The sequence below is a fragment of the Desulfuromonas sp. DDH964 genome (assembly GCF_001611275.1).
In the GTDB taxonomy this organism is placed as follows: Bacteria; Desulfobacterota; Desulfuromonadia; order Desulfuromonadales; family DDH964; genus DDH964.
On record NZ_CP015080.1, the window covers coordinates 1,076,128 to 1,101,073 of the forward strand.

The following is a 24,946-nucleotide window of genomic DNA, read 5'->3' on the forward strand; positions in this document are numbered from 1 at the left end:
CAATTGTCAACCTGATTAGGTCCAATTCTCAGCTCGGCGAAGCCAGGCCTCGGGCCGCTTGCCGATTGAGACACAGGCGAACAGCAGTCTTGGCAGCATGCTGCGCAGATCGAACCGCCGGTTGAACCGGTACTGAAACTCGGCCAGTTAGCGATGCGCATATTTGTCGAAGTCAAACGCATGATACGTTCCGGCCATGGCCGTCTTAAGATTGCCCAGGATGGTGTTGATCCAGTGGAAGCAGCCCATGTCGGTACTTCTGCGTTGATCACCAACCACCTCTCGCTGATGGTAGCACCCAGTCTTGGTGACGGCGCGGAAGCAATTCAGGCCATCAGAAACGACCAGCGCCGTCGGTGCCAAGTGATTCTTGGCCCATTGATCAACGTCATGGCTGCTGAAGGTCGTCACCCGGCTAAAAACAGCTCGCAGCGGATGGCCCTCGTGACTGGTCTCCACTGCCGCAATGAAGGGAACTTTGTTCTCCGAACCGCGACCAACCTTACCGCCGGAGCGTTCCCCGCCCAAGTAGGCGTCGTCGATCTCGACCCGCTGGGCCAGAACCGTTGTCTCTTCGCGCTCGAACATCGCCTGCATGAGCTTGTGCTTGAGCCGCCAAGCCGCTTTGTAGCTCAAACCCAGCATTCGTCTCAACTCCAGCATCGACAGGCCGGACTTGCCTTGTGTCATGAAGTAGAGGGCCAGAAACCACTGGGTCAGCGGCAGATTGCTCCCATGGAAAATCGTTCCGGAGATCAGCGAGATCTGTTTGCGGCAGCGACAGCACTGGAAGATGTTCGACCGTCCTCGCCGAAACTGGACCGCGCGGCTTGCACCGCATGCTGGACAGACAAATCCTTGGGGCCAGCGCGAGTGCTCAAGGATCGCCTCGCATTGGGCCTCCGTACCATAGTCTTTGAGAAAATCAGCCAAGCTCAGCCCCGGTTGGAACTGGATACGATTGATGGCCATGGATGCCAACCTCCTTGTTATTCATGAGTTCCATGGCCAAACTCTATGCTCCCTGTGCGACAGAATGTGTCATAGCTGAGAATCAGACCTAATCAGGATTGTCAAAGTTGACACTGAAAGGGTTCCCCGTGGCTTTCTTGGTATGCGCGAATTTTATCACCTAATTGCATGTTTGCAGGCCTGGCACGAATGCCCCGTTCAACTATTACCATGTTTGCAGGCCTGACACGATTGCATCCCGTGACACGATTGCCTCCCGATCTGCCCCCTCCATGTCTGCAAATTTTATCTCCATAACGGTAGTGTTAGGTATTTATAAGGATCTTGTGTCTCCGAATGATGATTCAACTATGCCGTCAAGTGCATCATTTTCGAGCCAATACTCGTCGGTATTTTTCTTTGCGATTTCATGTAACCAATTAATCTCAGGTGGGTCGAATTCCCCGAAGCTTGCTTCGATGAAAGCGATCAATCTAAACTTTTGATACCCCGTAGCTTGCTGCGGGGAGATTCATTTTTCCGTCAATTCCTTTATATTGTGGATTATTGAAAAAATATTTTTCCGATTTCCATATTTCTGGAGCAAGGCGATCACCCAAAAAATTTATATAAGACTCAAATGTTAAATAAGCAAGAAGCATTGCCGAAAGTTCAAAATAGTAAGAACTTTCAAAATTTATAATTGCTTTATTGGCAGCATCAAATTGTTGAAAACAACATTTCCACAATAACTTGTGTGTGTAAAGTTCACCATTTATTGTTGTTTCAACTTTTGTCATTTGAACACCCAACAGTGATTAGGCAGTTGCTGTTATATCGGATATAACAGCAACTGTCATATCGGTTTTAAATCGCCAAGATTTCAATAAGTTGTAAATTCCCCTACAGCGGCATAAACAAAAACCGCCCGTCCGGCACTGAGCCGGTACGGGCGGTTGATTTATGGTCGGTTGTCGGAGCGGTGCGGCATCTCCCTCCTCCTTGCCATTCCAGTAAACACAAGCAGCATTCAACCGCTTCGTGTCGGGAATGTCAAGGATTTAGGCCGGATGGCCGGCCAGGAAGGTCAGGGGACGCTGTTGCTGCCCGGCTGAGTGGTGCCGAACATCGATGCGAACTGGATCAACTGCTGGAGGTCGAGGCCGCTCTCCTTGATGATGGCGAGAAAGACCGGGAAGAGCTGCATCAAAAAGGCGGGGTCGGCCATGGCGTCCTTGGCCAGCGGCTGCAGGGTGTCGAGGATGAAGGCCTGCTTCTCTTCGCGGGAGAGGGCCAGGGTCGCTTGTTTCAGTTCGGCTACTGTCATGGAAAACTCCGGGTTCAGGGGATCGATAGCGGTGATGGTTAAGGGCCGGGGGTTCTATTGGCGCGACTTTTTCCGTTCGCCCGAGCCTGTAAATTGAACTGTGTATCTGCTCCATGAGAGAGTGGGGCAATTCCCCCACCGAGGAGCAGAAACGATGGCGAATGAATCTCCCCGCAGCAAGCTACGGGGTATCAAAAGTTTAGATTGATCGCTTTCATCGAAGCAAGCTTCGGGGAATTCGACCCACCTGAGATTAAATCAGACAAATTGGACGAGCTTTTGGTCGACTGCAAAACCCCCGAGGACGTCGACAAACTCTATTCGCGGTTGCTACAGCGCATGATCAACCGCAGCCTGGACGCCGAAATGACCGCGCATCTGGGTTACGGAGCCGGCGAAGCCGGGCCGGCGAAACGCGCCAACACCCGCAACGGCAAGAGCAGTAAAACCGTCAAGGGCACCTTCGGCGAACTGGAGATCGAAACGCCCCGCGACCGGGCGGGGTCTTTCGAGCCGCAACTGGTTCGCAAACGCCAGATTCGCCTGGCCGGGATGGAAGGAAAGATCCTGACCCTCTATGCCAAAGGGATGACGACCCGCGACATCGAGGACGCCCTGAAGGATCTCTACGGCGTGGAGATTTCCCATGCCGTCATCTCCCAGGTGACCGAATCGGTTCTGGACGAGGTCCGGGCCTGGCAGAATCGCCCACTGGAAGCCGTCTACCCGATCCTGTGGCTCGATGGCCTGACGGTCAAGATTCATCACGGCAAGCAGGTGGTCAACAAGTCGGCCCATGTGGTTCTCGGCGTCAACCTGCGCGGCGAGAAGGAAGTTCTCGGCCTGTGGATCGCCGAGACCGAAGGGGCCAAGTTCTGGCTCTCGGTCCTCACCGAACTGCGCCATCGCGGCGTGCAGGATGTTTACATCGCCTGCATGGACGGGCTGAAAGGGCTGCCGGAAGCGGTCAACGCCATTTTCCCCAAGACCCTGACCCAACTCTGCATCGTCCATCTGGTGCGGGCGAGCCTGCGTTACGTCACGGTCAAGGACAGCAAGGCCGTGGTCGCGGCCCTCAAGCGTATCTACCAGTCGGCGACCGCCGAAGAAGCGGCGGCGGAGTTGGAACAACTGGACGCCGATTGGGGCAAGTCCTATCGTTCGGTAATCCGCTTGTGGCGGAGCAACTGGGACAACATCATCCCGTTTTTCCAGTTTCCGCCGGAAATTCGCAAGGTCATTTACACGACCAACGCGATCGAATCGCTAAACATGAGCCTGCGCAAGCTGACCCGCAACCGGAGGATATTCCCCAACGACGAATCGGCGATCAAGGCGCTCTATCTGGCAATCCGGCAGGCGTCACGCAACTGGAAGATGATCCACAACTGGAAGCCAGCGCTGCAGACATTCCAAGTGATGTTCGGCGAAGACCGGGTGCCGTTGAATCTGGTCTATTGAAAGAGCGGATACACAGTTCGTTTGACAGACCCGTTCGCCCCGGTGCTGGTCGCCGAAGGCGACCTTGTGGACCTCCGCATAGTCGTGGGCGAAGTGAACGTCGAGGCCCTCCTTGAGGTAGTCGGGAAGCTCGTCGAAATCCTTCTCGTTCTCGGCCGGAAAGATCAGCGTCTTCAGGCCGGCGCGGCGGGCGGCGATGGTCTTCTCCTTGACGCCGCCGATCGGCAGGACGCGGCCGGTGAGGGTCAGCTCGCCGGTCATGCCGAGCTTGGGGCGGATCGGCACGCCGCTGATCATCGAGAGGAGCGCGGTGGTCATGGTAACCCCGGCCGAGGGGCCGTCCTTGGGGGTGGCGCCGGCGGGGACGTGGAGGTGGACGAAGTGATTGTCGAAATAGTCGTCCTTTTCCCCGTACTCGGTGAGGTGGGCCATGACGTAGGAGTAGGCGATCTCCGACGATTCGACCATCACCTTGCCGAGCTGGCCGGTCTGTTTGAACCCCTTGGCCTTGCTCGGCATGGCAGTCGCTTCGATCTGCAGCGTCGCGCCGCCCATGCTGGTCCAGGCCAGTCCGGTGGCGACGCCGGCGACCCCCTCGAAGAGTTCCTCGGGGGAGAAGAGGGGCTGGCCGAGGTAGTCGACCAGATCCTTCTTTGCCACCGTGAGCTTCTCCGTGCGGCCGCTGGCGAAGGCCATCGCCGCTTTGCGCATGATCTTGCGGATGCGGTTTTCCAGGTTGCGCACCCCGGCCTCGCGGGCGTAGCCGTCGATAATGGCGGCGAGCGCCGGCTTGGCAATCGTCACCTGCCCTTTCTTCAGACCGTGGGCAGCGAGGGCCTTGGGGATCAGGTAGCGGCGGGCGATTTCGAGCTTCTCCTCGAGGATGTAGCCGGAGAGGCGGATCACTTCCATGCGGTCGAGCAGCGCCGCCGGGATGGTGTCGAGCTGGTTGGCGGTGCAGACGAAGAGAACGTTCGACAGGTCGAAGGGGACGTCGAGGTAGTGGTCGCGGAAAGTGGCGTTCTGCTCCGGGTCGAGGACCTCAAGCAGCGCCGAGGCCGGGTCGCCCTGGAAGGAGGCGCCGATCTTGTCGATCTCGTCGAGCATCAGCACCGGGTTGGCGCTGGCGGCGGTCTTCATCGCCTGCACGAACTTGCCGGGCATGGCGCCAATGTAGGTGCGGCGGTGCCCCTTGATCTCGGCCTCGTCGCGCATGCCACCTAAAGAGAAACGGTAGAAGGTGCGCCCCAACGCATCGGCGATGGAGTGGCCGATGGAGGTCTTGCCGACCCCAGGGGGGCCGACCAGGCAGAGGATCGAGCCGGAGATATCCCCCTTCATTTTGCCGACGGCGATGAACTCGAGGATGCGGTCCTTGACATCCTGGAGGCCGAAGTGGTCGCGGTCGAGGACCTTGCGCGCCTTCTCCAGGTTATAGGAGTCCTTGCTGAATTTTCCCCAGGGGAGGATCGTCAGCCAGTCGAGGTAGTTGCGGGTGACGGTGTACTCGGGGGAGTTGGGCTCCAAAAGGCGCAGCTTCTCCAGCTCCTCCTCGACCGTCTTCTGCGCCTCGGGGTTCAGCTTGAGCTTCTTCAGCCGCGCCTGGAACTTCTCGACCTCGGCGGTCTTCCCCTCCTTCTCCAGCCCCAGTTCCTTCTTGATCGCCTTGAACTGCTCCTTGAGGAAGAACTCGCGCTGCTGCTTGGAGATCTTCTCCTCGATCTGCTTGCTGATCCGGGTCTGCAGGCGTGAGACCTCGAGCTCTTTTTTCAGCAGCACCAGCACCTTGTCGATGCGGCGGCGCACCTCGATGGTGGCGAGGATCTGCTGCAGTTCCTGACCGTCGGCGCTGGTCAGGTTGGCGGCGAAGTCGGCGAGCCGGCCCGGGTCGTCCATGCTCGAGCGGCCGAGGAACATCTTGATCTCCTCGGAGTAGAGCGGGTTGATCTGTACCAGCTCCTTGAGGGTGCCGATGATCGCCATCGAATAGGCCTTGAGCTCGGCGTTGACCGAGAGTTCGGCGCTGTAGCGGTAGCTCACCCGGGCGCTGAGACCGCCGTTGTGGGCATAGATCTCGTCGCAGGTGAAGCGTTCGAGGCAGTTGACCAGGAAGTGGATGCTCTCCTCCTCCTGGTGGATCACCTTGAGGATCTTGCCGACCACGCCGACCCGGTGCAGGTTGGCGGGGCTGTCCTCGCCTTCGAGGTGCTTGACCAGGATCAGGCCGAGCGCCTGGCTCGGGGTGGCCAGGGCCCGGGTGACGGCGGCCGTCTGCAGCGGGCCGTTGGCGACCATCGGGATCATCAGCGAGGGGAAGGCCGGCCGCGGCCGCAGCGGCAGGATCGGCAGTTCGCCGGGGAGGATGTCCGAGGCGAGGATCAGTCCATCCGCGACTGGTGGTTCCTCCGCAGCCTGGTCGTTCCCATTGATTTCGGCGTCGATAATCTTCTCGTTGTCGTCGTTCATCGGAGCTCACTTTCAAAAGAAAACCTGATTAGGTCCAATTCTCAGCTCGGCGAAGCCAGGCCTCGGGCCGCTTGCCGATTGAGACACAGGCGAACAGCAGTCTTGGCAGCATGCTGCGCAGATCGAACCGCCGGTTGAACCGGTACTGAAACTCGGCCAGATAGCGATGCGCATATTTGTCGAAGTCAAACGCATGATACGTTCCGGCCATGGCCGTCTTAAGATTGCCCAGGATGGTGTTGATCCAGTGGAAGCAGCCCATGTCGGTACTTCTGCGTTGATCACCAACCACCTCTCGCTGATGGTAGCACCCAGTCTTGGTGACCGCGCGGAAGCAATTCAGGCCATCAGAAACGACCAGCGCCGTCGGTGCCAAATGATTCTTGGCCCATTGATCAACGTCATGGCTGCTGAAGGTCGTCACCCGGCTAAAAACCGCTCGCAGCGGATGGCCGTCATGACTCGTTTCCACCGCCGCAATGAAGGGAACTTTGTTCTCCGAACCGCGACCGACTTTCCCGCCGGAGCGTTCTCCGCCCAAGTAGGCATCGTCGATCTCGACTCGCTGACCCAGAACCGTTGTCTCTTCGCGTTCGAACATCGCCTGCATGAGCTTGTGCTTGAGTCGCCAAGCCGCCTTGTAGCTCAAGCCCAGCATACGTCTCATCTCCAGCATCGACAGGCCGGACTTGCCTTGTGTCATAAAGTAGAGGGCAAGAAACCACTGGGTCAGCGGTAGATTGCTCCCATGAAAAATCGTTCCGGAAATCAGAGAGATCTGTTTTCGACAGCGACTGCACTGGAAGATTTTCGACTGTCCTCGCCGGAACTGGACCGCGCGGCTTGCACTGCATGCTGGGCAGACAAATCCTTGGGGCCAGCGCGAGTGCTCAAGGATCGCCTCGCATTGGGTTTCCGTACCGTAGTCTTTGAGAAAATCAGCCAAGCTCAGCCCCGGTTGAAACTGGATACGATTGATGGCCATGGGTGCTAACCTCCTTGTTTTTCATGGGTTCCATGGCCAAACTCTATGCTTCCTGTGCGACAGAATGTGTCATAGCTGAGAATTAGGGCTAATCAGGAAAGAAAATGCGGTTCCGCTGAAACTAATCACTGCCGGGGCGGCTGTCAACCGTTGCCGGAGCAAAAGCGCGGGAACGTCGGTTAAAAATCGCGGCTCAGGGCGAGGTGGAAGACGACATCGGGGGAGGCGCCGACGGCCAGATCTTCGCCGACGCCGAGATCGAGGCGCAGCTGTGCCGGCAGGAGCAGGCTGCCGCCCATGGTCAGCACCAGGGCCGAGCCGAGCTCGTCGAGGTCGCTGTCCGAGTAGAGCGGGCTGTTGCCGTCAAGCTGCAGTTTGAAGGAGATGAAGCGGGCCGGGCTCCAACCGAGGCCGAAGCGGCCAAAGGCGGCGAGAGGCTGCTGCTGGTCGCCGAGGAGGTCGCCGCGGGTCATGGCGAGCCCGCCGAGGGCGAACCAGGCCGCAAAGTTCCCTTCTTCGCTCTCCTCTTCGGCACGGCCCGCCAGCCAGAGGGCGAGGTCGGTGCTGCCGCTGCCGAGCAGCCGGTCGCTGTCGCCGGTGGGGAGTTTGAGGCGGGCGCCGAAGGCGAGGGCGGTGCGGGTCGGTTTTGTTTCGAGCGAAGCCTGCCAGCCGCAGCTGAGGGCGACATCGCCGAGCCCCTCGGCCGCGTCGGTCATCTCGAGCAGGGTGACGCCGTCGCGAACGTAGCGGTATTCGAGCCGCCCTTTCGGGGCAGTGTCGCGTCCCCCCTGGGGGAGACTGAAGGTATCGTGCCAGTCTTCGATGAAGGAGTCGAGGGAGCCGCCGCGGTGACTGACCCAGGGGATTTCGAGGCCAAGGTTCCAGCCGCCGGCAAAGCTCCGGTTCAGCGCCAGAGTCAGGCGCTGGCTCTCCCCATCGAGGAGAATCTCCTCGTGGGTGTTGCTGTTCTCGGTGTAGTTGCTGGCAAGGTCGTAGCGCAGCGCTCCCTGCCAGCTCCCGGCCGCCGGCAGCTCGGCGTCGAGCTGGGCCGGCAGGCCGAAGCCGGCCGCCAGCGGGCTCTGGTTGCTGACGGTGAAGGGCGCCAGGGGATTCGCGGCGCTGCCGGCAGTCGCCGGCAGGAGCAGCAACAGCAGGCCGAGCAGGGGGGCGAGGCGGCGGGATGAAGGTGATCGCATCATTGCAGACTCGGCTTGGCCAGGGAGCCGGTCAGGCGCAGGCGCAGGGAGCCGTCGCGCGCCGGTTTGCCAAAGACGCTCAGAAGATCCTTCAATGCCGGATCGAAGCTCGCCGTGGGCTGGAGGTTGAGGGTCAGGTTGAGCCGGCTCTGGGGCGGCGGGGTGGCAAGGAGCAGGCTGCCGCCGGCTTCGAGGGTGAGATCGCCGCCGCTGCATTTCAGCTCCTCGATGCGAAAGCTGTTCCCCTGGCCGGTGGCTTTTAAGCTGGCAGTGCCGAGGCGCAGCACGTCCTTGCCACTGCCGAGGGCCTTGGCGCCGTTCAGGCGCAGCTCGTTGATGGTCAGTTGCAGCTTGCTGGCGGTGCCGGTCGTGAGCGGCAGGGCGCCGCGGGCGACGAGGTCGCGCAGGTTGCCGGCCACGGTCAGGGGGAGCTTCTCCCCCAGCGGCAGGTCGAGGGTCAGCCCCTGGCCGCGCGCGCTGAAGGCGCCGTCGCGGTGAATCTCGCCGTTCAGCTCACCACCGAAAAGCTCCGCCTCGATAACGGCGCCGGGGTTGCCGCTGAAGAAGGAGAACCAGCGCGGGGTGACCTGCAGCCGGTCAACCGGCACCGGTGTTGGCAGCCCGCCACCGCTGAGGACCAGGTCGCGGGCGGTCAAGCCGAAGGGAAAGCGCAGGGCGATACTTTTCATTTCCAGCTGGCACGGGGTCTTGGCGGCGACCTCGGCGACCAGCCAGTCGCGCAGCAGTGTGGTCGGAAAGAAGAGGAAGCAGCCGGCCAGGAAACCGAGCAGGCCGACGCCGAGGGTGCCGAGCAGCAGGTGGGAGCGCTGGCGGCGTGGCCGGGCGGCTGCGGCGGCGCGCCGGGGGAGGCGAAAGAGTTTCATGCGCTCCTCCTGTAGGCGGCGACGGTGAAGGTCGCGTCGAGCTGGCTGCGGTCGTCAAAGCGGGTCTTGAAGCGCAGATTCTGGACCTTGAGATAGCCCGGAGCGCCATCAATGGCGTTGAGGAGCTGGACCACCTGACCGAGGCGGACCTTCTCCAGCCGCACCTCTACCGTTTCCTGGCGCAGGTCCCCCTGGGCACTCGCCGGTTGTGGCCGCATGCCGACCAGGTTCTCCTGGGTAGCGTAACGCTTTACCAGATCCTCGAGAAAGGAGGTCAGGGTGAGCTGCTCGCCCTGGGCAATACGCTGGTCGGCCTGGGCCAGAACCCGCTGCAGCAGCTGGTAGCGACGTGCCAGGTCCTGGACCTCCACCAGTTGCTGCTGGCGCGTGGTAATGCGGGCGTCAAGGCGTGCCAGCGCGCCCTGGTAGGGGCTGAGGACGCCAAAATAGAGGAGGGCAAAGAGTACGGCCACCGCGCCGACGAGAAGGGCAAGGCGATCACGCTGGCTGAGTTGGGAGATCATGGGCGCTCCTGTTCGTTGCCAAGGCTGATGGCGAGGCGGAACTCGATCTGGTTGCCGGCGAGGCTCGCTTTCGAATCGGCGACCTGGACCTTGCTGAAGAGGGGCGAGGTGCCGAGTTCCCCGGCGAGGCGGGTGACAGCGGCAAAATCGTCGCTCGTCCCTTCCAGGCGCAGGCCGTCGGCGCTGAAGTTGAAATCGCTGATATCGACGCGAATATCGGTCGGCGTCAGGCGCGATACCTCGCGCAGCACTGCCAGGGGAGACTGGCTGCCGGTGGTGCCGATCACAGCGAGGCGCTGTTCGACACCCTTGAGCTTGCTCGCCATCTGCAAGGGGACCTCGACCACCACCGGCTCCCCGGGAAAGGTCTGGTGAAAGATCTCCAGGAGTTGCCGGTTGAGCGCCGCCGCGCGACCGGCGCGGTCAGCATAGTTGAGCCAGGCGGTGGCGCCGGCGGCGCCGACGGCGACCGCCAGCAGGATGGCGGCGGCGACCAGGCGCCGCTTGAGGGCCATCCATTCGCTCTTCAGGGCAAAGGGGCCGCGCCGGAAGTTGAAGAGCCGGTCCCGCTCCCGGGCTGCCCGCCGGGCGATGGCGAGGGCGGGGAGAAACTCGGCGGCGAGGGGCTGGCCGTCGCTCCCGGTCGGGGCCGGCGCCAGGATCGCGCCGGCCTGGCGCAGCCCTGCGAGCAGTTCACTCGTCGCGCCGGGACCGATCAGCAACAGCGGCAGGTCCTCGCCGGCGGTGCTGCGCAGGGGGGCGATCGCCCGCTGCAGGGGGACCAGCTCCGGTGGCGGGCCGGGGAGGAGGCGTAGATCCCGGGGCTCCCCGGCTCGCACCAGGGTGAGGGTGGTGGCGCTCGCGCCGAGGTGGATCAGCAGGCCGTCGCGGAAGTCAGCCGCCAATCCGGCGAGGTAGGCGAAAGGAGCGAGATCGACGATGTGCAGCGGCAGGCCGTCTTCGTCGAAGGCGGCGGTCAGTTCGGCGACAGCGCTCCTGCGCACCGCCACCGCCGGCACCCGGAAGAGCTCCCCGGCCGCTTGCGGCGGGAGGGAATCGACGAGGAAGGCGTCGAGGCTCACCGGCAGCTGGCTGTCGAGTTCCAGCGGCAGGGCCGCGGCGAGCTTGCGCGGTTCGGCGAAGGGGAACTGCAGCCAGCGCACGAAGGCGCTGCCGGCTGGCAACGCTGTCGCCAGGCGGTCGCCGATGGCCGGAGGGGCGCCGAGCAGTTCGCGGATGGCCGGCAACAGCTCCGCGGCGCCGGCGTAGGAACGCCCCGCGACCGCGCTCAAGGTGGTCGTCCCCCGTTCCGCTTCGAGGATCGCGACCCGGACATGGGTCGTGTCGATGTCGATTCCGATAAAGCGCTTGGCCATGATGTCAGTACACTCGCTGGTAAAGGATCCGGTCGCCCGATTTCTGCACCACTGCGACGACGGTGCGGGCACCGTCCCCGACCTGTCCCAGTGACTCGATGCGAAAGTTGTCGCTCTTGAGATCGATGAAGGTCGCTATCGCTCCGTACAGGGTTTCCATCCCCGGCAGGTCCTGGAGCTGCTGCAGGGTTTTGAAAGGCGTCTCCGCGCGGGAGGTCACGATCTCCTCGGCGGTCTGCTCGTCCATCTGCTCGGAGAGGGCGAGAATGACCTCCTTGCTGGCGGTATTGATATTGATCCTGGCGCCGCCGTAGACCGTCACATGCGGCGCCAGGGTCGCCAGTACCTCGGCGGTGAACCCCTTGACGAGGCTGAGCTCGTCGAAGCTGGCGAGGGGGCCGTTCCCCGCCGGATAGGGGCGCGGCAGGCCGAGGTAATACGCCGATTCGGCACCGAGGGGCTGTTCCTGGTCGCTGTCGCCGAAATCGAGCCAGTCGATCAGGGCGTCGACCAGGCCTGCCGGATCCTCGAGGTCGAGATTGGTAAAGAGGCGCAGGCAGCGGTCCTTGACGAAGGCATCGACGTTGACCCCGCTCGTCACCAGGCGGTTGAGGTCAACCCGCCCGCCGAGGTCCGCGATGGAGATGGTGACGGCGCCGTCGGCCACCGGGTAGCCGACCACCCCCTGGCTCCAGACTTCGTCGGGCCCGTCGTAACTGTTCCGGTCCTCCTGCAGCAGCATGCGCCCGGCCCGCACCCCGCCGTTGGCGAGATAATAGGCGCGGCTGCTGTCACGGAAGGTCTCGGCAAGGCGCAGATCAACCAGGCTCGAAAAGGAGAACTCGCTGAGCAGCGCCGCCAGCAGGGTGACCACCACCAGAACCAGGAGCAGCACCATGCCGCGCTCGTTGCCGAGGGGCGACCTCATAGCGCTGTTACCGCAAAGCTGGAAATAAAAGGAACCGACCCGGCGGGAGACGCTTCGTTCAGGGTCAATTCCACCAGCGCTGGCAGGCCGCCGCTGGCGGCGTCCCAGTTGTCGTGCCAGGCACCCCGCGCAAAGAAGCGCAGATTAAAGCTCTCGATGCCGCCCGCCATGCGCAGGGTATCGGTGGCGCCGAACGCCTCGGTAAAGAGCTGCCGCTCGCTGCGCAGCAGCATGAAGGTGCCGACGTGGTCCGGGTCGGGCTGCATTTCGTAGCGGACCACGACGATGCCGCCCCCCCCGCTTTGCGGCGTCGCGGTGGTTGTCGACAGCTCGAGGTAGGAAAGTCCCGCCTGGTTGAGCCCCCCTTGGAAGCGGGTCTGCAGGTTGCTCGCCGACCAGTAGACGCCATGCAGTTCGCGGCCGATACGGTCGAAGATCACCCGCGCCTGGTGAAAACGTTCGGCATCCCCCTCAACCCGCTGCCGGGCGCCGTCGACGGTGGTGAAGACGCCGTAGACGGTGAGCAGCAGCAGGGAGGTGACGATCACCGCCACCAGCACCTCGATCAGGGTAAACCCGCGTTGGTCGGCCATCCTCAACTCCCCGGGCGGAAGAGGAAGGAAGCGAACTCAACCGCCTCATTCTTCTCCTCGGCGCCCCAGGCGACGACGACATTGACCTGGCGTACCGACGGCAAAGGGGTCTCCTCGTAGCTAATGCGCCAACGGTAGCCCTCGAAGGGGGGCGGGAACCCCCCGCGCAATTCCTCATCACCCGGGCGCAACGGCACCCCGGTTTCGATCTCCGCCAGGCGCTGCTGGGCGAGGAGGGTCGCCCGGGTGATGTGCTGCACCCGTTCGTTGACGGTCAGGGTCCGGGTCGATAGGCCGAGGAGCGCGACCAGGGCGGTGGCGACGATCGCCAGGGCGACCATCACTTCGAGCAAGGTGAAGCCGGAGGCCGCAACGCGGGACGCGGGACGCGGGACGGGAAAGGTCAACCCCATCGTGTCCTTAACGTCCTTTGCTTTGCTCGGAAGCGGCCAGGTTGTCGAACTCGCGGTAGCCTTCATAAACCTCGCTGCTGCCGGTCAGGGGGGCGATGCGCAGCGTCAGCTGTTTACCGCCCGACCCTTCAAGATGAACCACGGTTTCGTCGATCCAGCCGACTGGCAGGACCGCGGCGTAGATCGACCCGCTGCTGAGCTTGCCGCGACCGGCGACGACGACATCGCGGAAGCGGACGGCGTCCGGCAGGGCGTGGTCGCTGCCGGTCCCGCCGAGGGTAACCAGCTCGTTGCTGGTTTCGAGCCGCCGTCCGCCGAACTCCCCGCCATCGAGATCGAAGACGAGGCGATGGGGGCGGCCGGTCAGGGCCGCTTCATTGTAAAGATACTTGGCCGTCCCGGCCAGGCGCCGGGCACTGATCTGCAGGGCGTCGTCGCCGATACCGGCAAAGAGCGGCACGACCAGGGCAGTGAAGATCCCGAGCAGGAGCAGGACCACCGCCAGCTCGATCAGGGTGAAGCCCGCCGCGGACCAATGGGGCCGTCGGCCAACCGTGGTGGACAAGGCTCTAGTCAAGGTTCCAGTTCTGGATGTCGGCATTGACCCCCTCGCCGCCCGGTTCCCCGTCGGCACCGTAGGAGAGGAGGTCGTAATCGCCATGCACCCCCGGCGAGAGATAGAGGTAATTGTTGCCCCAGGGGTCGAGGGGGACCTTCTTCAGGTAGCCGCCGTCGGGATACTTGGAGGGAATTCGTCCCACCGTCGGCTTGCTGACCAGGGCTTGCAGCCCCTGCTCGGTAGCGGGGTAGAAGCCGTTGTCGAGCTTGAAGAGACCGATGGAGGACTCCAGTCCCTTGATGTCGGCCTGTGCTTTGGTCACCCGCGCCTCGTCGGGGCGGCTCAGCAGCCGCGGTACCACAATCGCCGCCAGGATGCCAAGGATGACGACCACGACCATGATTTCGATGAGGGTGAAACCGCGCTGATCGCGCCTGATGTCGTTATGCATGTTGTTCGCCTTTCGTCAGTTTTTCCCGAATTCAGAACGCAGAACTCAAATTCAAAATTCAAAATCTCCCCCTGCCCACCTTACCCCATCCCCTGGCTCGCCTGGAAGATCGGCAGCAGGATCGCCATGACGATGAAGCCGACGACGCTCCCCATCACCAGGATCATCAAGGGTTCGAGGAGCGAGAGGAGACCACCGATGGAAAGTTCCACCTGGTGTTCGTAGGCGTCGGCCACCCGCAGCAGCATCCCTTCCAGTTCGCCGCTGCGTTCGCCGATCGCCGCCATCTGTGCCACCATCGGCGGGAAGACGCCGCTGCGTCTGAGGGGGGCGGCGAGGGATTCCCCTTCGCGCACCGCATCGGTGGTGGCGGCGATCGCCTCGGCAAGAACCTGGTTCTGCAGCAGGTTGCGGGCGATCTCCAGCGCCTTGAGGAGCGGCACGCCGCTGGCGAGCAGGGTCGACAGGGTGCGGGTGAAGCGGGCCGTGGCCAGCAGCAGGTTGAGCCGCCCGAGCAGGGGCAGGCGCAGAGTCAGGCGGTCGAGGGCGAGGCGCCCGGTCGCGGTCCGGCGGTAGCGATCGAGGAGCAGCAGTCCGCCGCAGACCAGCAAGAGCAGCAGCCACCACCAGACGGCGAGGAAGTCGCTGAGGCTGATCAGCAACTGCGTTGGCAGCGGCAACGCCTGGTCGAGGTCGGTGAGCATTCGCGTCACCTTCGGCACCACGAAACTGAGGAGGAAAAAGAGGACGCCGACGCCGACCACCGCCATCAGCACCGGGTAGGCCATCGCCGCCCGAATCCGCGAGCGCAGCCGGACCTGTTCCTCCAGAAAATCGGCGAGCCGGGCCAGCGCCGCGTCGAGGGTGCCGCTGTTCTCCCCGACCTGGACCATGTTGACGAAGAGGAGCGGGAAGGTCTCCGGGTGGGCGGCCAGCGCCGCGTGCAGGGCCTCGCCCTGGATCACGGCGTTGCGCACCTGGCCGAGAATCCGCTGCAGCTGCGGCTGGTCGAGCTGGTCGGCGACCGTCGCCAGGGTCTCGTCGAGGGTCAGCCCGGCGCCGAGCAGGGTGGCGAGCTGGCGGGTGGCGGCGGCGAGCTCCAGCGGCGCGACCCGGCGCCGCTCGAGGAGGGTGGACCAGCGCCGGCGGACGCCAGCCTGGCGCTCCTCGCGCAGATCGGTCGGGTAGACCCCCTGCTCGTGCAGGCGGGCCATGGCGGCGCGGCGGCCGGCCGCTTCGATCACCCCGGTGACCTTCTTCCCGGCGGCGTCGAAACCGCTGTAATCGAAGAGGGGCATCGAATCTCCCTGCTCAGGTCTCGTCCTGGGTTACGCGCAGCACTTCCTCGATGGTCGTTTCGCCCGAAAGCGCCATCGCCAGTCCGGCATCGCGCAGCGTGCGCATCCCCTTCTTCACGGCGGCATTCTTGATCGTCGCGGCATCCTTCTTCTGCAGCAGAAGGTCGCGCACCTGCTCGTCGACGGGGAGGAGCTCGTAGATGCCGCTGCGGCCGCGGTAGCCGATCTCCATGCACTTGGCACAGCCGCGCCCGCGAAAGAGCTGCGCTCCGGGTGGCAGCGCCCGCTCCAGGCCCATCTCGGAAAGCAGTTGCGGGGTCGGCTGGTAGGCCTCCTTGCAGTGCGGGCAGATGGTGCGCACCAGGCGCTGGGCGATGATGCCGACGATGGAGGAGGCAGCCAGGAATGGCTCGATCCCCATCTCCACCAGGCGGGTCATGGCACCGGCGGCGTCGTTGGTGTGCAGGGTCGAGAAGACCATGTGTCCGGTCAGCGCCGACTGCACGGCGATCTCGGCGGTTTCGCCGTCGCGGATCTCGCCGACCATGATGATGTCCGGGTCCTGGCGCAGGATCGAGCGCAGGCCGGCGGCGAAGGTCAGGTTGATCTTCGGGTTGACCTGGATCTGGCCGACTCCGGCGAGCTGGTACTCGATCGGGTCCTCGACGGTAATGATATTCTTCTCGCGGCTGTTGAGCCGGGTCAGCGCCGCATAGAGGGTGGTGGTCTTGCCGGAACCGGTCGGACCGGTGACGAGGAAGATGCCGTGGCTCTTGTGGATCATGGCGCCGACCTGGCGCAGCATGTCGGGGTCCATGCCGATATCCTCAAGGGCGAGGACGTTGGACGCCTTGTCTAGGAGGCGCAGCACCACCCGCTCGCCGAAGGCGGTCGGCAGGGTCGAGACGCGGACGTCGACATCCTTGCCGGCAATGCGCACCCGGAAGCGGCCGTCCTGGGGGAGACGCTTTTCGGCAATGTTGAGGCCGGCCATGATCTTCAGGCGCGAGGTGATGCTCGCCTGGGCCTTGTGGGGGGGGCGCAGTACCTCGTAGAGGATGCCGTCGATGCGGTAGCGGACGATCATCTCCCCTTCGAAGGGTTCGAGGTGGATGTCGCTGGCGCGCTCCTTGTACCCCTGGGTGATCAGGCTGTTGACGAAGCGGATGATCGGCGCCTCGTCGGCGACGTCGATCAGATCCTGGGGTTCGAGGCTGACCGCGAGGTCGCCGCTCGCCTCGCCGCCGATCTCCTCGACCATCTCCCGGGCTTCCCCGGCCTGGCGCTCGAAACCGCGGTTGATGGTGGCGAGGATCTCTTCGCTGGGGGCGACCACCACCTCCAGCTCTTCCCCGGTCAGCGCCGCCAGGTCGTTGAGAGCGCGACTGTCGCCGGGATCGGCGATGGCGACGCGCAGGCGCCCCTCGTGGCGTTCCAGGGGGATGACGCGGTAGTCCTTGGCGAAGCCGATCGGCACCAGGTTGAGGAGTTCGGGGTCGATCTGTTCCGGCAGCGTCGCCAGGAATTCGAGCCCCTGCTGGAGTGCCAGCGCCGCCGCCAGGTCCTTGCTGTCGAGGAGTTTGCGGCCGACCAGGATCTGGCCGATGCGCCGGTGGTCTTCCCCCTGCAGGGCGAGGGCGGTCTCGATCTGGGCCGCCGGCACCTTGAAGTCGTCGCGCAGGATTTCCCCGAGGAGTCTCCAGGCCATCTAGTTCCCCATCGGTTCGGCCGGGCTGGCCGGCGCAGGGGGCGGCAGCTCGGGCGCGGCCGGAACCCTGGCCGGGGGCGGATCGATCTGCCAGCCGGGGGCGATGCTGCGGTCGCGGAAGTCGTCCATCGCCTGGCGGCTCTTGCGGGTGACGTCGGCGAGGTCGTCGGCGCCACGGATCACGTGGGGGGTGATGAAGACCAGCAGGTTGGTCTTCTTGGTGGTGGTGCTCTTGGTCTTGAAGAGCCAGCCGAGGATCGGAATGTCACCGAGCAGCGGCACCTTGGTGATGCTGTTCTGAACGTTGTTGCCGATCAGTCCGCCGAGCACGATGGTGCGGCCGTTTTCGGCGACCACGGTATTGCGGATCGAGCGCTTGGTCAGGGTCGGGCCGACCTGGTCGATGCTGCCGACGCTGGTAGCGGCGAGGTCGGTGAGCTCCTGCATGACGGTGAGGCGGACCAGATTCCCCTCGGTGATCTGCGGCGTCAGGCGCAGGGTGAGGGCGACGTCCTTGCGCTCGATGGTGACGCTCTGGGCGAGGTTGGTGGCGTCGGTGGAGCTGTTGGCGCCGGTCAGGCGCGAGGTGATGATCGGCACGTTCTGGCCGACGATGATCTCCGCCTCCTCGTTGTCCGAGGTCAGCAGGCGCGGCGCCGAGAGGATATTGATATCGGCGTCGGTCTTGGAGGCCTGGATCAGGGCCGAGAGGGCCGGCACCGTGGTGGTGGAACCGTCGGGGTTGGTGATGCTGATCGGGTCGAAGAGGCCGCCAAGGAGGATCCCCTCGACCGCCTTGCCAAGCAGGTTGGGCGTACTTGAGCTGGAGCTGCCGGCGAGGTCGCCGAGGGTGACCGAGCCGCTGTTGAGATTGCTAGTCCCGAAGACGACGCTGTCGCCGTTGATGCCGATGGCGCCCTGCAGCGAAGCACCGAGCTTGCGGGTGGCGTCCATCGACAGCTCGAGAATCAACGCCTCGACGAAGACCTGTTTGCGCTTGATATCGAGCTGGCTGATGATGCCGCGGAGGATTTCGTAATCTTCCGGGTTGGCGTTGACAATCAGGGCATTGGTCGGTTTGTCTGCCGTGATGGTGACCGGCTCGCTGGCGAGGGGGGTGCCCTGCGCAACACCGGCCTGGCCGGGTGTGGTGCGGGTCTGCTTCGCCTGGGCCTTGATGCCGGTGAGGATTTCGTTGAGGGTCTTGGCGAGGGTCTCGGCGTCGGCGTTTTCGAGGTAGTAGACGTTGATGTGGGAACGCTCGGTCTCCGGTTTCTGGTCGAGCTGGGCGAGGATATTGCGGATGGTGAGCATGTCCTCGGTGCTCGCCATGACTACCAGCTGGTTGGTCCGGCCGTAGGGGAGAATTTTACTTACCGACGCTCCGCCCGCCGTTGCCACGTTCGCCGCGGCGCGGCCACGGCGTGGGGTGGTCGCCGCCTGGGCGAGGATCTGGTTGCAGATCTGGGCTACCTCCTCGGCGCTGGCGAATTTCAGGGAGATGATTTCCAGCTTGTCCGGCGGGCTGGTGACATCGAGTTCATGAATGATCTGCACCAGGCGTTCGATGTTCGCCGCGCTGTCGGTGATGATCAGGGTATTCGACGGTGGATAGGCGACGATATTGCTGGTCTTGGGAATCAGCGGGGCGAGGACGGTGGTGGCCAGCACGTTGGCATCGACGTTCTGCAGCGGGATGAGCCGGGTGACGAACTGGTCCCCCTTGCGCTGCTTCCCTGCCTCGAAGACCGTCGGCAGGTTGTTCTCCTTGGCGTCCTTGACCATCACGATCTTGTTGACCTGGCCGGAGGGGACGACGGTGAAGCCCTTGACATTGAGAACAGTGAGGAAGAGCTGGTAGGCCTCGTCGAGGGATATCCGCTGGGGGGAGATGATCGTCACCTTGCCGCGCACGGTATCGTCGTAGATGAAATTGCGGCCGGTCAGCTCGCTGATGGTCTGGATCAGGTCGGTGAGCTCGACGTCCTTGAAGTCAAGGGAGACCCCTTCCGGCGCCGGCGTCGGCGGCTCGGCCAGCGCCTGGTAGGGGAGGAGAAGACCGAGCAGTAACAGCAGGCCGGCCCAGAGACGATGATTCGGAATCACGAGATCCTCCTAGTTGACTTCGTACTGCAGGGAGAGGGGCTGGCCGCCGCGCGTCAGGTCGACGTTGAGCCGGCGGGCCTCCCGCAGCTGCTGAAATATCTGCAACGCTTTTTCCGGACTGTTGAGCTCGACGCCGTTGACCCGGGTCACCACATCGCCGAGCTGCATGCCGAGCTGGGCGAGGATCGACCCCGGTTGGATCATCTTGACGATGAAGCCGCTGGTTTCGCCATTGACGATGTACGGTTCCATCCGCGCCTGCTTCAGCAACTCGCCGATGTTGGACCGGGCCTTCTCGACCTCGGCGCGGGCAATGGCAAAGCGGTTGCCGCCGAGGGCCTGGACCTGCGCACCGCCACTGGCTGCGGCGGGACGCGCCGCCGGGCCGGCCGTCGCATTTGCCCCTTGGCGGGGGAGGATCAGGGTCTCAAGACTACCGTCGGCGTAGCGAATGTCCACTTCGTTGCGGCGTACGGCGACCAGGGTGCCGCCACCCGGGAGCTCCTCCTCGAGACGCAGCACCCGGGGCTCCTTGGCGATCGTCAGCAGTGCCAGGGAATGTTCCTGGTTGGCGATGGTGCCAACCAGCGCCAGATCCTGACGGCTGCGCGCCGTCGCCCCGGCGGTCGGGCTCGCGCCGGACTCGGAGGTGCCGAGAAGCGTTTCCCGTCCCGCGCCGGTCGAATCGAAGATATTGCGCTGCACGATCACTTCGTAGTCGGCGAGGGTCGGTTTTTCCGGTAACGGGAGAGGGGGGCGAGGCTTGCCCCGGCTGATGTTCGTCGCTGGTGCCAGGCTCATCGATGCTACGCCCATGACCAGCCCGGCGAGCGCAAGGCCAGTCGCACCGGCCAGGAGCAGGAGCAGGCCGGGGAGGTATTTGTGGAGCGCAGCGAGCATCGGGTAACTCCGGGGGATGTCTGGGGAGGGTGAAGTGACAACGCTCACAAGGATAGGGATAATGCCCTTTGTTTGCAAGACTTTCATAATGGCTATATCCATCGTGGCTTTCCTGGCGGTTTGACGGTTCGCCAAGCTGATTGGAAAAAGACGGGGTCTTTAACCCAGTTTGCCGCCCTGTTTCCCTGCGCTTACCTCCACGGCTTTCCGGCACCCGCTTTCCGGCGCTTGGTATTTCCCCCGTCCTATGAAATAATTTCCCAGCACTCAGCACTCAGCACTCAAAGATCCGGGAGTCCCATGACCGAGCAGCCGCAGCGCCTCTTTTTGATCGACGGTTCGAGCTACATCTACCGCGCCTACTTCGCCATTCGCCATCTCTCCAACAGCAGAGGGGAAGCGACCAACGCCGTCTTCGGCTTCGTCAATATGCTCCTCAAGGTGGTGCGCGAACACGCCCCTGACCACCTGGCGGTGATTTTCGACGCCAAGGGGCCGACCTTTCGCAAGGAGCTCTACCCCGAGTACAAAGCGAACCGGGCGCAGATGCCCGAAGACCTGGTGCCGCAAATCCCGGTGATCAAGGAGTTGGTGCGGGCGTTCAACATGCCGGCGATCGAAAAGCAGGGGTTCGAAGCCGACGACATCATCGCCACCCTGGCCAAGAAGTTTGCCGCCGACGGGCTGGCGGTAACGGTGGTTACCGGGGACAAGGATTTGATGCAGGTGGTCTCGGAGCGAATCACCCTGCTCGACACCATGAAGGACCAGGTTTCGGGGCTGGCCGAGGTGGCGGAGCGCTTCGGTGGCGGCCCGGAAAAGGTGATCGAGGTGCAGGCCCTTTCCGGGGACGCCTCCGACAACATCCCCGGCGTTCCCGGCGTCGGCGAGAAGACCGCGGTCAAACTGATCCAGGAGTTCGGCACGGTGGAGAACCTGCTCGCCAATCTCGACCGGGTCAAGGGGAAGTTGCAGGAAAAGCTGCGCGAGCATGCCGACTCGGCGCGGCTGTCGAAGCAGCTGGTGACCCTGAAGGACGACGTCCCCCTCGACTGCGATTTCGCCGATTTCGCCCTGACGCCGCCCGATAATGCGGCGCTGACCGATCTCTTCAAACAACTCGAATTCCACAAACTGCTGCAGGAGTTCTCCAGCGACGAGCGCGCCAGCGGTGAAGGTTACCGCGGAGTGCTGAGTGAAGCCGACCTCAATACCCTGCTTGCCGAGCTGGAGGCGGCCGAGCGCTTCGCCTTCGACACCGAAACCACCAGTCTCGACGCAGTGCGTGCCGACCTGGTCGGGCTCTCCTTCGCCGTAACGCCCGGCGAAGCCTGGTATATCCCGGTCGGTCACTACTACCTCGGTGTCCCCGACCAGCTCGATCGTGCCGGGGTGCTGGAGCGACTGCGGCCGCTGCTGGAAGATCCCTCCAAGGCAAAGATCGCCCAGAACGCCAAATACGATCTGCTGGTGTTGCGGCGCGCCGGAATCCGGGTGCAGGGGGTGGCAGTCGACACCATGCTTGCCTCCTATCTCGGCAACCCGGCCGCCAGCTCTCATGGCATGGACGCCCTCGCCGCCGAGCTGCTTGGCTACAAGACGATCAGCTACAAGGAGATGACCGGCAGCGGCAAGAACCAGATCGGGTTCGCCGAAGTCGAGGTGGAGAAGGCGGTGGTCTACGCCGCCGAAGACGCCGACATCACCCTGCGGCTGGCAGAAAAGCTCGAGCCGCTGCTCGCCGAAAACGGCCAGGAGCGACTCTTTCACGAAGTCGAGATGCCGCTAATGACGGTGCTCACCGACATGGAGTGGACCGGGGTGGCGATCGACGCCGGCTTCCTCGGCGCCCTCTCCCGGGAATTCGCCGCCAAGCTCGCCGTGCTTGAGGAGACGATCCACCAGCTCGCCGGCACCCCCTTCAATGTCGCCTCCCCCAAGCAACTCGGCGAGATCCTCTTCGAGCGCCTCAAGCTGCCGCGCGGCAGGAAGACCAAGACCGGCTGGTCGACCGATGTCGAGGTGCTGAGCAACCTCGCCGTGGAGCACCCGATCGCGGCCCGGCTGCTCGAACATCGCTCCCTTTCCAAGCTGAAAGGGACCTACAGCGACGCCTTGCCGAAACTGGTCAATCCCGACAGCGGACGCATCCACACCTCCTTCAACCAGGCGGTGACGGCGACCGGAAGGCTTTCCTCCAGCGACCCCAATCTGCAGAACATCCCGATCCGCAGCGAGGAAGGAGGGCGCATCCGCGAAGCCTTCATCCCGGCGCCGGGAAACCTGCTCCTCTCCGCCGACTACTCCCAGGTCGAGCTGCGTCTGCTTGCCCACCTCGCCGACGAAGCGGTGCTGAAGGAAGCTTTCGCCAAGGGGGAGGATATCCACGCCCGCACCGCCAGCGAGGTCTTCGGCGTCTTCCCGGAAATGGTTACGCCCGAGATGCGCCGCCAGGCCAAGACCATCAATTTCGGGGTGATTTACGGCATGGGTGCTTTTTCCCTCGGCAAGGACCTCGGTATCCCGACCCGCGAGGCGCAGACGTTTATCGACAACTATTTCGCCCGCTATCCCGGCATCAAGGCCTTCATGGAGAGCAAGCGCCAGGAGGCGCGGGAGAAGCTCTTTGTCACCACCATCCTCGGCCGGCGCTGTGCCGTCGCCGAGATCCATAGCAAAAACGGCGCGATCCGCAGCTACGCCGAACGCAACGCCATCAACTATCCGATCCAGGGTTCCGCTGCCGACCTGATCAAGGTCGCCATGGTCCATATCCACCGGCGGCTGGCGGAGGAGGGACTGCAGGCGAAGATGGTGCTGCAGGTCCATGACGAACTGGTTTTCGATGTGCCGCAGGGGGAACTGGAGACGGTGCGGGCGCTGGTGCGGGAAGAGATGGAGGGGGCGATTCCGTTGTCGGTACCGCTGGTGGTCGATATCGGTGTCGGCAACAACTGGCGCGAAGCGCATTAAGGTATTGTTGGGTTTCGCGTTGCTCAACCCAACCTACGTGGTAACCGCTCCGGGCATACGGCGTAGGTTGGGTTGAATCAAAAGTTGGGTTCAATTCCCCGCAGCTTGCTGCGCGATTTTTACTAAGGGTGTAGGCTGTTGATACCCCGTAGCTTGCTGCGGGGTAGTTCATTGTAATGAAACCCAACAGGTCCTTCAAACGACAGGCGGCCTAGGAGTCCCATGAGTCAACAGGAAGGTGTCATCAAGTTCGACCTCGAGTTCACCCCGGCCCCGCCTCTGCCGATGGCGGAGCTGGCCGAGCTCAACGGCTGGCGGCGCATCCTGTTCCAGGTCGGCCTGGTCGGGTGCGACCCGAAGCGCTACGCGGGGCTCGGTTTCGGCAATGTCAGCCTGCGACTTCCCCCGTTTGCGGCGCCGCCGCAACAGCGCCCCTTCACCATCAGCGGTACCCAGACCGGGCCCTTGGCCTTGCTCGGTCCCGAGCACTATGCCCTGGTGCGCAACTGCGATGCGCAGGCCAACCGGGTGGTGGCGCAAGGCCCGATCCGTCCCTCCTCGGAAGCGCTGACCCACGGTGCCCTCTATGCCCTCGACCCCGAGTTGCGTTGCGTCCTCCACGTTCACTCGCCCCTGCTCTGGCAACGGGCCGCAGCCCTTGGTCTGCCGGCCACCGATCCCGCTGCTGCCTACGGCACCCCGGCGATGGCGACCGCAGTCGCCTCGCTCTATGCCGACCCGGCGGTGCGCGCCGGCGGCATCCTTGCCATGGCTGGCCACGAGGACGGGCTGGTCGCTTTCGGCGCCGACCCTGCGGTAGCCGGCACGGTGCTGTTGACCTGGCTGGCCCGGGCTTATGGTGCCACCGGCCCATAGTCACGGCCGGCAAACAGCATGGTTGAATCCTGGGCCCGATCGTGGTCTAATAAGCAATCGTTAATTTTTTATTGGGGAGGTTTGCATGATCAGGGAAATCGGATTTATCGGCCTGGGTACCGTCGGCAAGCATATGGCTCTCAACCTGCTCAAGGGGGATTACCGGCTGACGGTTTACGACCGCCAGGACGACGCGTTGCAGGAGCTGGTCAAGGCGGGCGCCAAGGCGGCGCCGACCCCTTTCGCCGCGGCCAAGGGGCGTGACCTCGTCATCGTCATCCTGCCGGAAATCGAGGAACGGGAAGCGGCGCTTGGCGGTGACAACGGTTTTCTCGCCGGGATCGACCCGGGGACGATTCTTGTCGATATGGGGACCCACTCCCTGGAGGCGACGCGGGAACTGGCTGCCCAGGCGAGCAAGGAACGGGTTCTCTTCCTCGAAGCGCCGGTCTGGGGGACCCGCGAGCATGCCGCCAATGGCCTGCTGACGATCCTGGTCGGGGGCGACCCGTCGCTCCTCGGGCGCTGCCGCGAGGTCTTTTCCTACCTCGGCCTGAGCGTCATCCATATCGGCGAGGTCGGCGAGGCGACGCAGATGAAGTTCATCGTCAACCTGGTCCAGGCCGAGCTGATGGCCGCCCTTGCCGAAGGCCTGGTCTTTGGCGAAAAGCTCGGCTTCAAGGCCGAAAAGATTCTCGAGTGTCTCGAGTCGGGGGGCGCCGCCTCTCCGCTCTTCAATGCCAAGGGGCGCTCCATTGCCCGCGGCGACTTTTCCCGCAATCTCGCCCTCAAGTACGTGCGCGAAGGGCTGCAGGCAGTGCAGAAGGTCGCCCTCCAGCACCACCTCGATCTCCCCGTCGTCGCCGCGACGCTCAAGGTCTACGATCAGGCGGTCGCCGACGGCCGCGGCGAGGAGGATTTCTCCGCCATCGTCAAGGTGCTGCGCAAGTAATCTGGCCGCAGGTCAGCAC

At 63.5% G+C, this 24,946-nt stretch carries 21 protein-coding genes and 1 pseudogene; 4 read left to right on the top strand and 18 right to left on the bottom strand.

The annotated features are described in order from the left end of the window. Positions 1–15 precede the first annotated feature (15 nt). The 3 genes and pseudogenes from DBW_RS04800 to DBW_RS04805 all read right to left on the bottom strand — a co-directional run bounded on the left by DBW_RS04800 (position 16) and on the right by DBW_RS04805 (position 2,278). Positions 16–972: pseudogene (locus DBW_RS04800) on the bottom strand (IS1595 family transposase). A 473-nt stretch (positions 973–1,445) separates the two neighbouring features. After that, on the bottom strand, positions 1,446–1,751 hold the full coding sequence (locus DBW_RS18405; RefSeq protein WP_157471772.1) for a hypothetical protein: 306 nt from the start codon (positions 1,749–1,751) through the stop codon (positions 1,446–1,448). A 287-nt stretch (positions 1,752–2,038) separates the two neighbouring features. Then, positions 2,039–2,278 (bottom strand): hypothetical protein, encoded by a 240-nt coding sequence (locus DBW_RS04805; RefSeq protein WP_066725031.1) that lies wholly within the window; start codon positions 2,276–2,278, stop codon positions 2,039–2,041. Positions 2,279–2,530: 252 nt separating this feature from the next. On the opposite strand from DBW_RS04805, the gene DBW_RS04810 reads away from it, so the two are divergent. Further along, a complete protein-coding gene (locus DBW_RS04810; protein WP_082820464.1) occupies positions 2,531–3,739 on the top strand; it encodes an IS256 family transposase in 1,209 nt (402 codons plus the stop codon). Here DBW_RS04810 and lon read toward each other — a convergent pair. The 15 genes from lon to gspC all read right to left on the bottom strand — a co-directional run bounded on the left by lon (position 3,641) and on the right by gspC (position 20,126). Then, complete coding sequence (gene lon, locus DBW_RS04815; protein ID WP_082820185.1) at positions 3,641–6,205, bottom strand: endopeptidase La; 2,565 nt, start codon at positions 6,203–6,205, stop codon at positions 3,641–3,643. The genes DBW_RS04810 and lon overlap by 99 nt on opposite strands. 28 nt (positions 6,206–6,233) lie before the next feature. Next, a complete protein-coding gene (locus DBW_RS04820) occupies positions 6,234–7,190 on the bottom strand; it encodes an IS1595-like element ISDesu2 family transposase (RefSeq protein ID WP_066724044.1) in 957 nt (318 codons plus the stop codon). 179 nt (positions 7,191–7,369) lie between these two features. Continuing rightward, positions 7,370–8,389, bottom strand: coding sequence for a DUF3187 family protein (locus DBW_RS04825; RefSeq protein ID WP_066725036.1), 1,020 nt, complete (start codon positions 8,387–8,389; stop codon positions 7,370–7,372). Continuing rightward, positions 8,386–9,270 carry a type II secretion system protein GspN gene (gene gspN, locus DBW_RS04830; protein WP_066725040.1) on the bottom strand — a complete coding sequence of 295 codons (885 nt, stop codon included), beginning with the start codon at positions 9,268–9,270 and terminating at the stop codon, positions 8,386–8,388. The genes DBW_RS04825 and gspN overlap by 4 nt, the downstream gene beginning before the upstream one ends. Next, positions 9,267–9,794: a type II secretion system protein GspM gene (gene gspM, locus DBW_RS04835; RefSeq protein ID WP_066725043.1), complete on the bottom strand. Its 528-nt coding sequence runs from the start codon at positions 9,792–9,794 to the stop codon at positions 9,267–9,269. Before gspM ends, gspN begins: the two co-directional genes overlap by 4 nt. Further along, positions 9,791–11,170: a GspL/Epsl periplasmic domain-containing protein gene (locus DBW_RS04840; protein ID WP_066725045.1), complete on the bottom strand. Its 1,380-nt coding sequence runs from the start codon at positions 11,168–11,170 to the stop codon at positions 9,791–9,793. The genes gspM and DBW_RS04840 overlap by 4 nt, the downstream gene beginning before the upstream one ends. 4 nt (positions 11,171–11,174) lie before the next feature. Next, positions 11,175–12,098: a type II secretion system minor pseudopilin GspK gene (gspK, locus tag DBW_RS04845; RefSeq protein WP_082820186.1), complete on the bottom strand. Its 924-nt coding sequence runs from the start codon at positions 12,096–12,098 to the stop codon at positions 11,175–11,177. Further along, on the bottom strand, positions 12,095–12,691 hold the full coding sequence (locus DBW_RS04850; protein WP_066725053.1) for a prepilin-type N-terminal cleavage/methylation domain-containing protein: 597 nt from the start codon (positions 12,689–12,691) through the stop codon (positions 12,095–12,097). Before DBW_RS04850 ends, gspK begins: the two co-directional genes overlap by 4 nt. A gap of 2 nt (positions 12,692–12,693) precedes the next feature. Next, complete coding sequence (gene gspI / locus DBW_RS04855) at positions 12,694–13,098, bottom strand: type II secretion system minor pseudopilin GspI (RefSeq protein WP_197463730.1); 405 nt, start codon at positions 13,096–13,098, stop codon at positions 12,694–12,696. Between the two features lie 13 nt (positions 13,099–13,111). Beyond that, a complete protein-coding gene (locus tag DBW_RS04860) occupies positions 13,112–13,681 on the bottom strand; it encodes a pilus assembly FimT family protein (protein WP_197463731.1) in 570 nt (189 codons plus the stop codon). Continuing rightward, positions 13,674–14,114 (bottom strand): type II secretion system major pseudopilin GspG, encoded by a 441-nt coding sequence (gene gspG / locus DBW_RS04865; protein WP_066725061.1) that lies wholly within the window; start codon positions 14,112–14,114, stop codon positions 13,674–13,676. Before gspG ends, DBW_RS04860 begins: the two co-directional genes overlap by 8 nt. A gap of 80 nt (positions 14,115–14,194) precedes the next feature. Beyond that, the gene (gene gspF / locus DBW_RS04870) at positions 14,195–15,412 is read right to left on the bottom strand and encodes a type II secretion system inner membrane protein GspF (RefSeq protein ID WP_066725064.1); all 1,218 of its coding nucleotides are present in this window, start codon (positions 15,410–15,412) and stop codon (positions 14,195–14,197) included. A gap of 13 nt (positions 15,413–15,425) precedes the next feature. Further along, on the bottom strand, positions 15,426–17,120 hold the full coding sequence (gene gspE, locus DBW_RS04875; protein ID WP_082820189.1) for a type II secretion system ATPase GspE: 1,695 nt from the start codon (positions 17,118–17,120) through the stop codon (positions 15,426–15,428). Then, the gene (gene gspD / locus DBW_RS04880) at positions 17,121–19,226 is read right to left on the bottom strand and encodes a type II secretion system secretin GspD (protein WP_066725068.1); all 2,106 of its coding nucleotides are present in this window, start codon (positions 19,224–19,226) and stop codon (positions 17,121–17,123) included. Positions 19,227–19,235: 9 nt separating this feature from the next. After that, positions 19,236–20,126, bottom strand: a complete 891-nt coding sequence (gene gspC, locus DBW_RS04885; RefSeq protein WP_066725072.1) for a type II secretion system protein GspC — start codon at positions 20,124–20,126, stop codon at positions 19,236–19,238. Positions 20,127–20,426: 300 nt separating this feature from the next. Here gspC and polA point away from each other — a divergent pair, with 300 nt between their 5' ends. The 3 genes from polA to DBW_RS04900 all read left to right on the top strand — a co-directional run bounded on the left by polA (position 20,427) and on the right by DBW_RS04900 (position 24,927). Beyond that, positions 20,427–23,099: a DNA polymerase I gene (polA, locus tag DBW_RS04890; RefSeq protein ID WP_066725079.1), complete on the top strand. Its 2,673-nt coding sequence runs from the start codon at positions 20,427–20,429 to the stop codon at positions 23,097–23,099. Positions 23,100–23,321: 222 nt separating this feature from the next. Then, complete coding sequence (locus DBW_RS04895) at positions 23,322–23,975, top strand: class II aldolase/adducin family protein (RefSeq protein ID WP_066725082.1); 654 nt, start codon at positions 23,322–23,324, stop codon at positions 23,973–23,975. A gap of 85 nt (positions 23,976–24,060) precedes the next feature. Continuing rightward, positions 24,061–24,927 carry an NAD(P)-dependent oxidoreductase gene (locus tag DBW_RS04900; protein WP_066725085.1) on the top strand — a complete coding sequence of 289 codons (867 nt, stop codon included), beginning with the start codon at positions 24,061–24,063 and terminating at the stop codon, positions 24,925–24,927. The last annotated feature ends 19 nt before the right edge of the window (positions 24,928–24,946 follow it).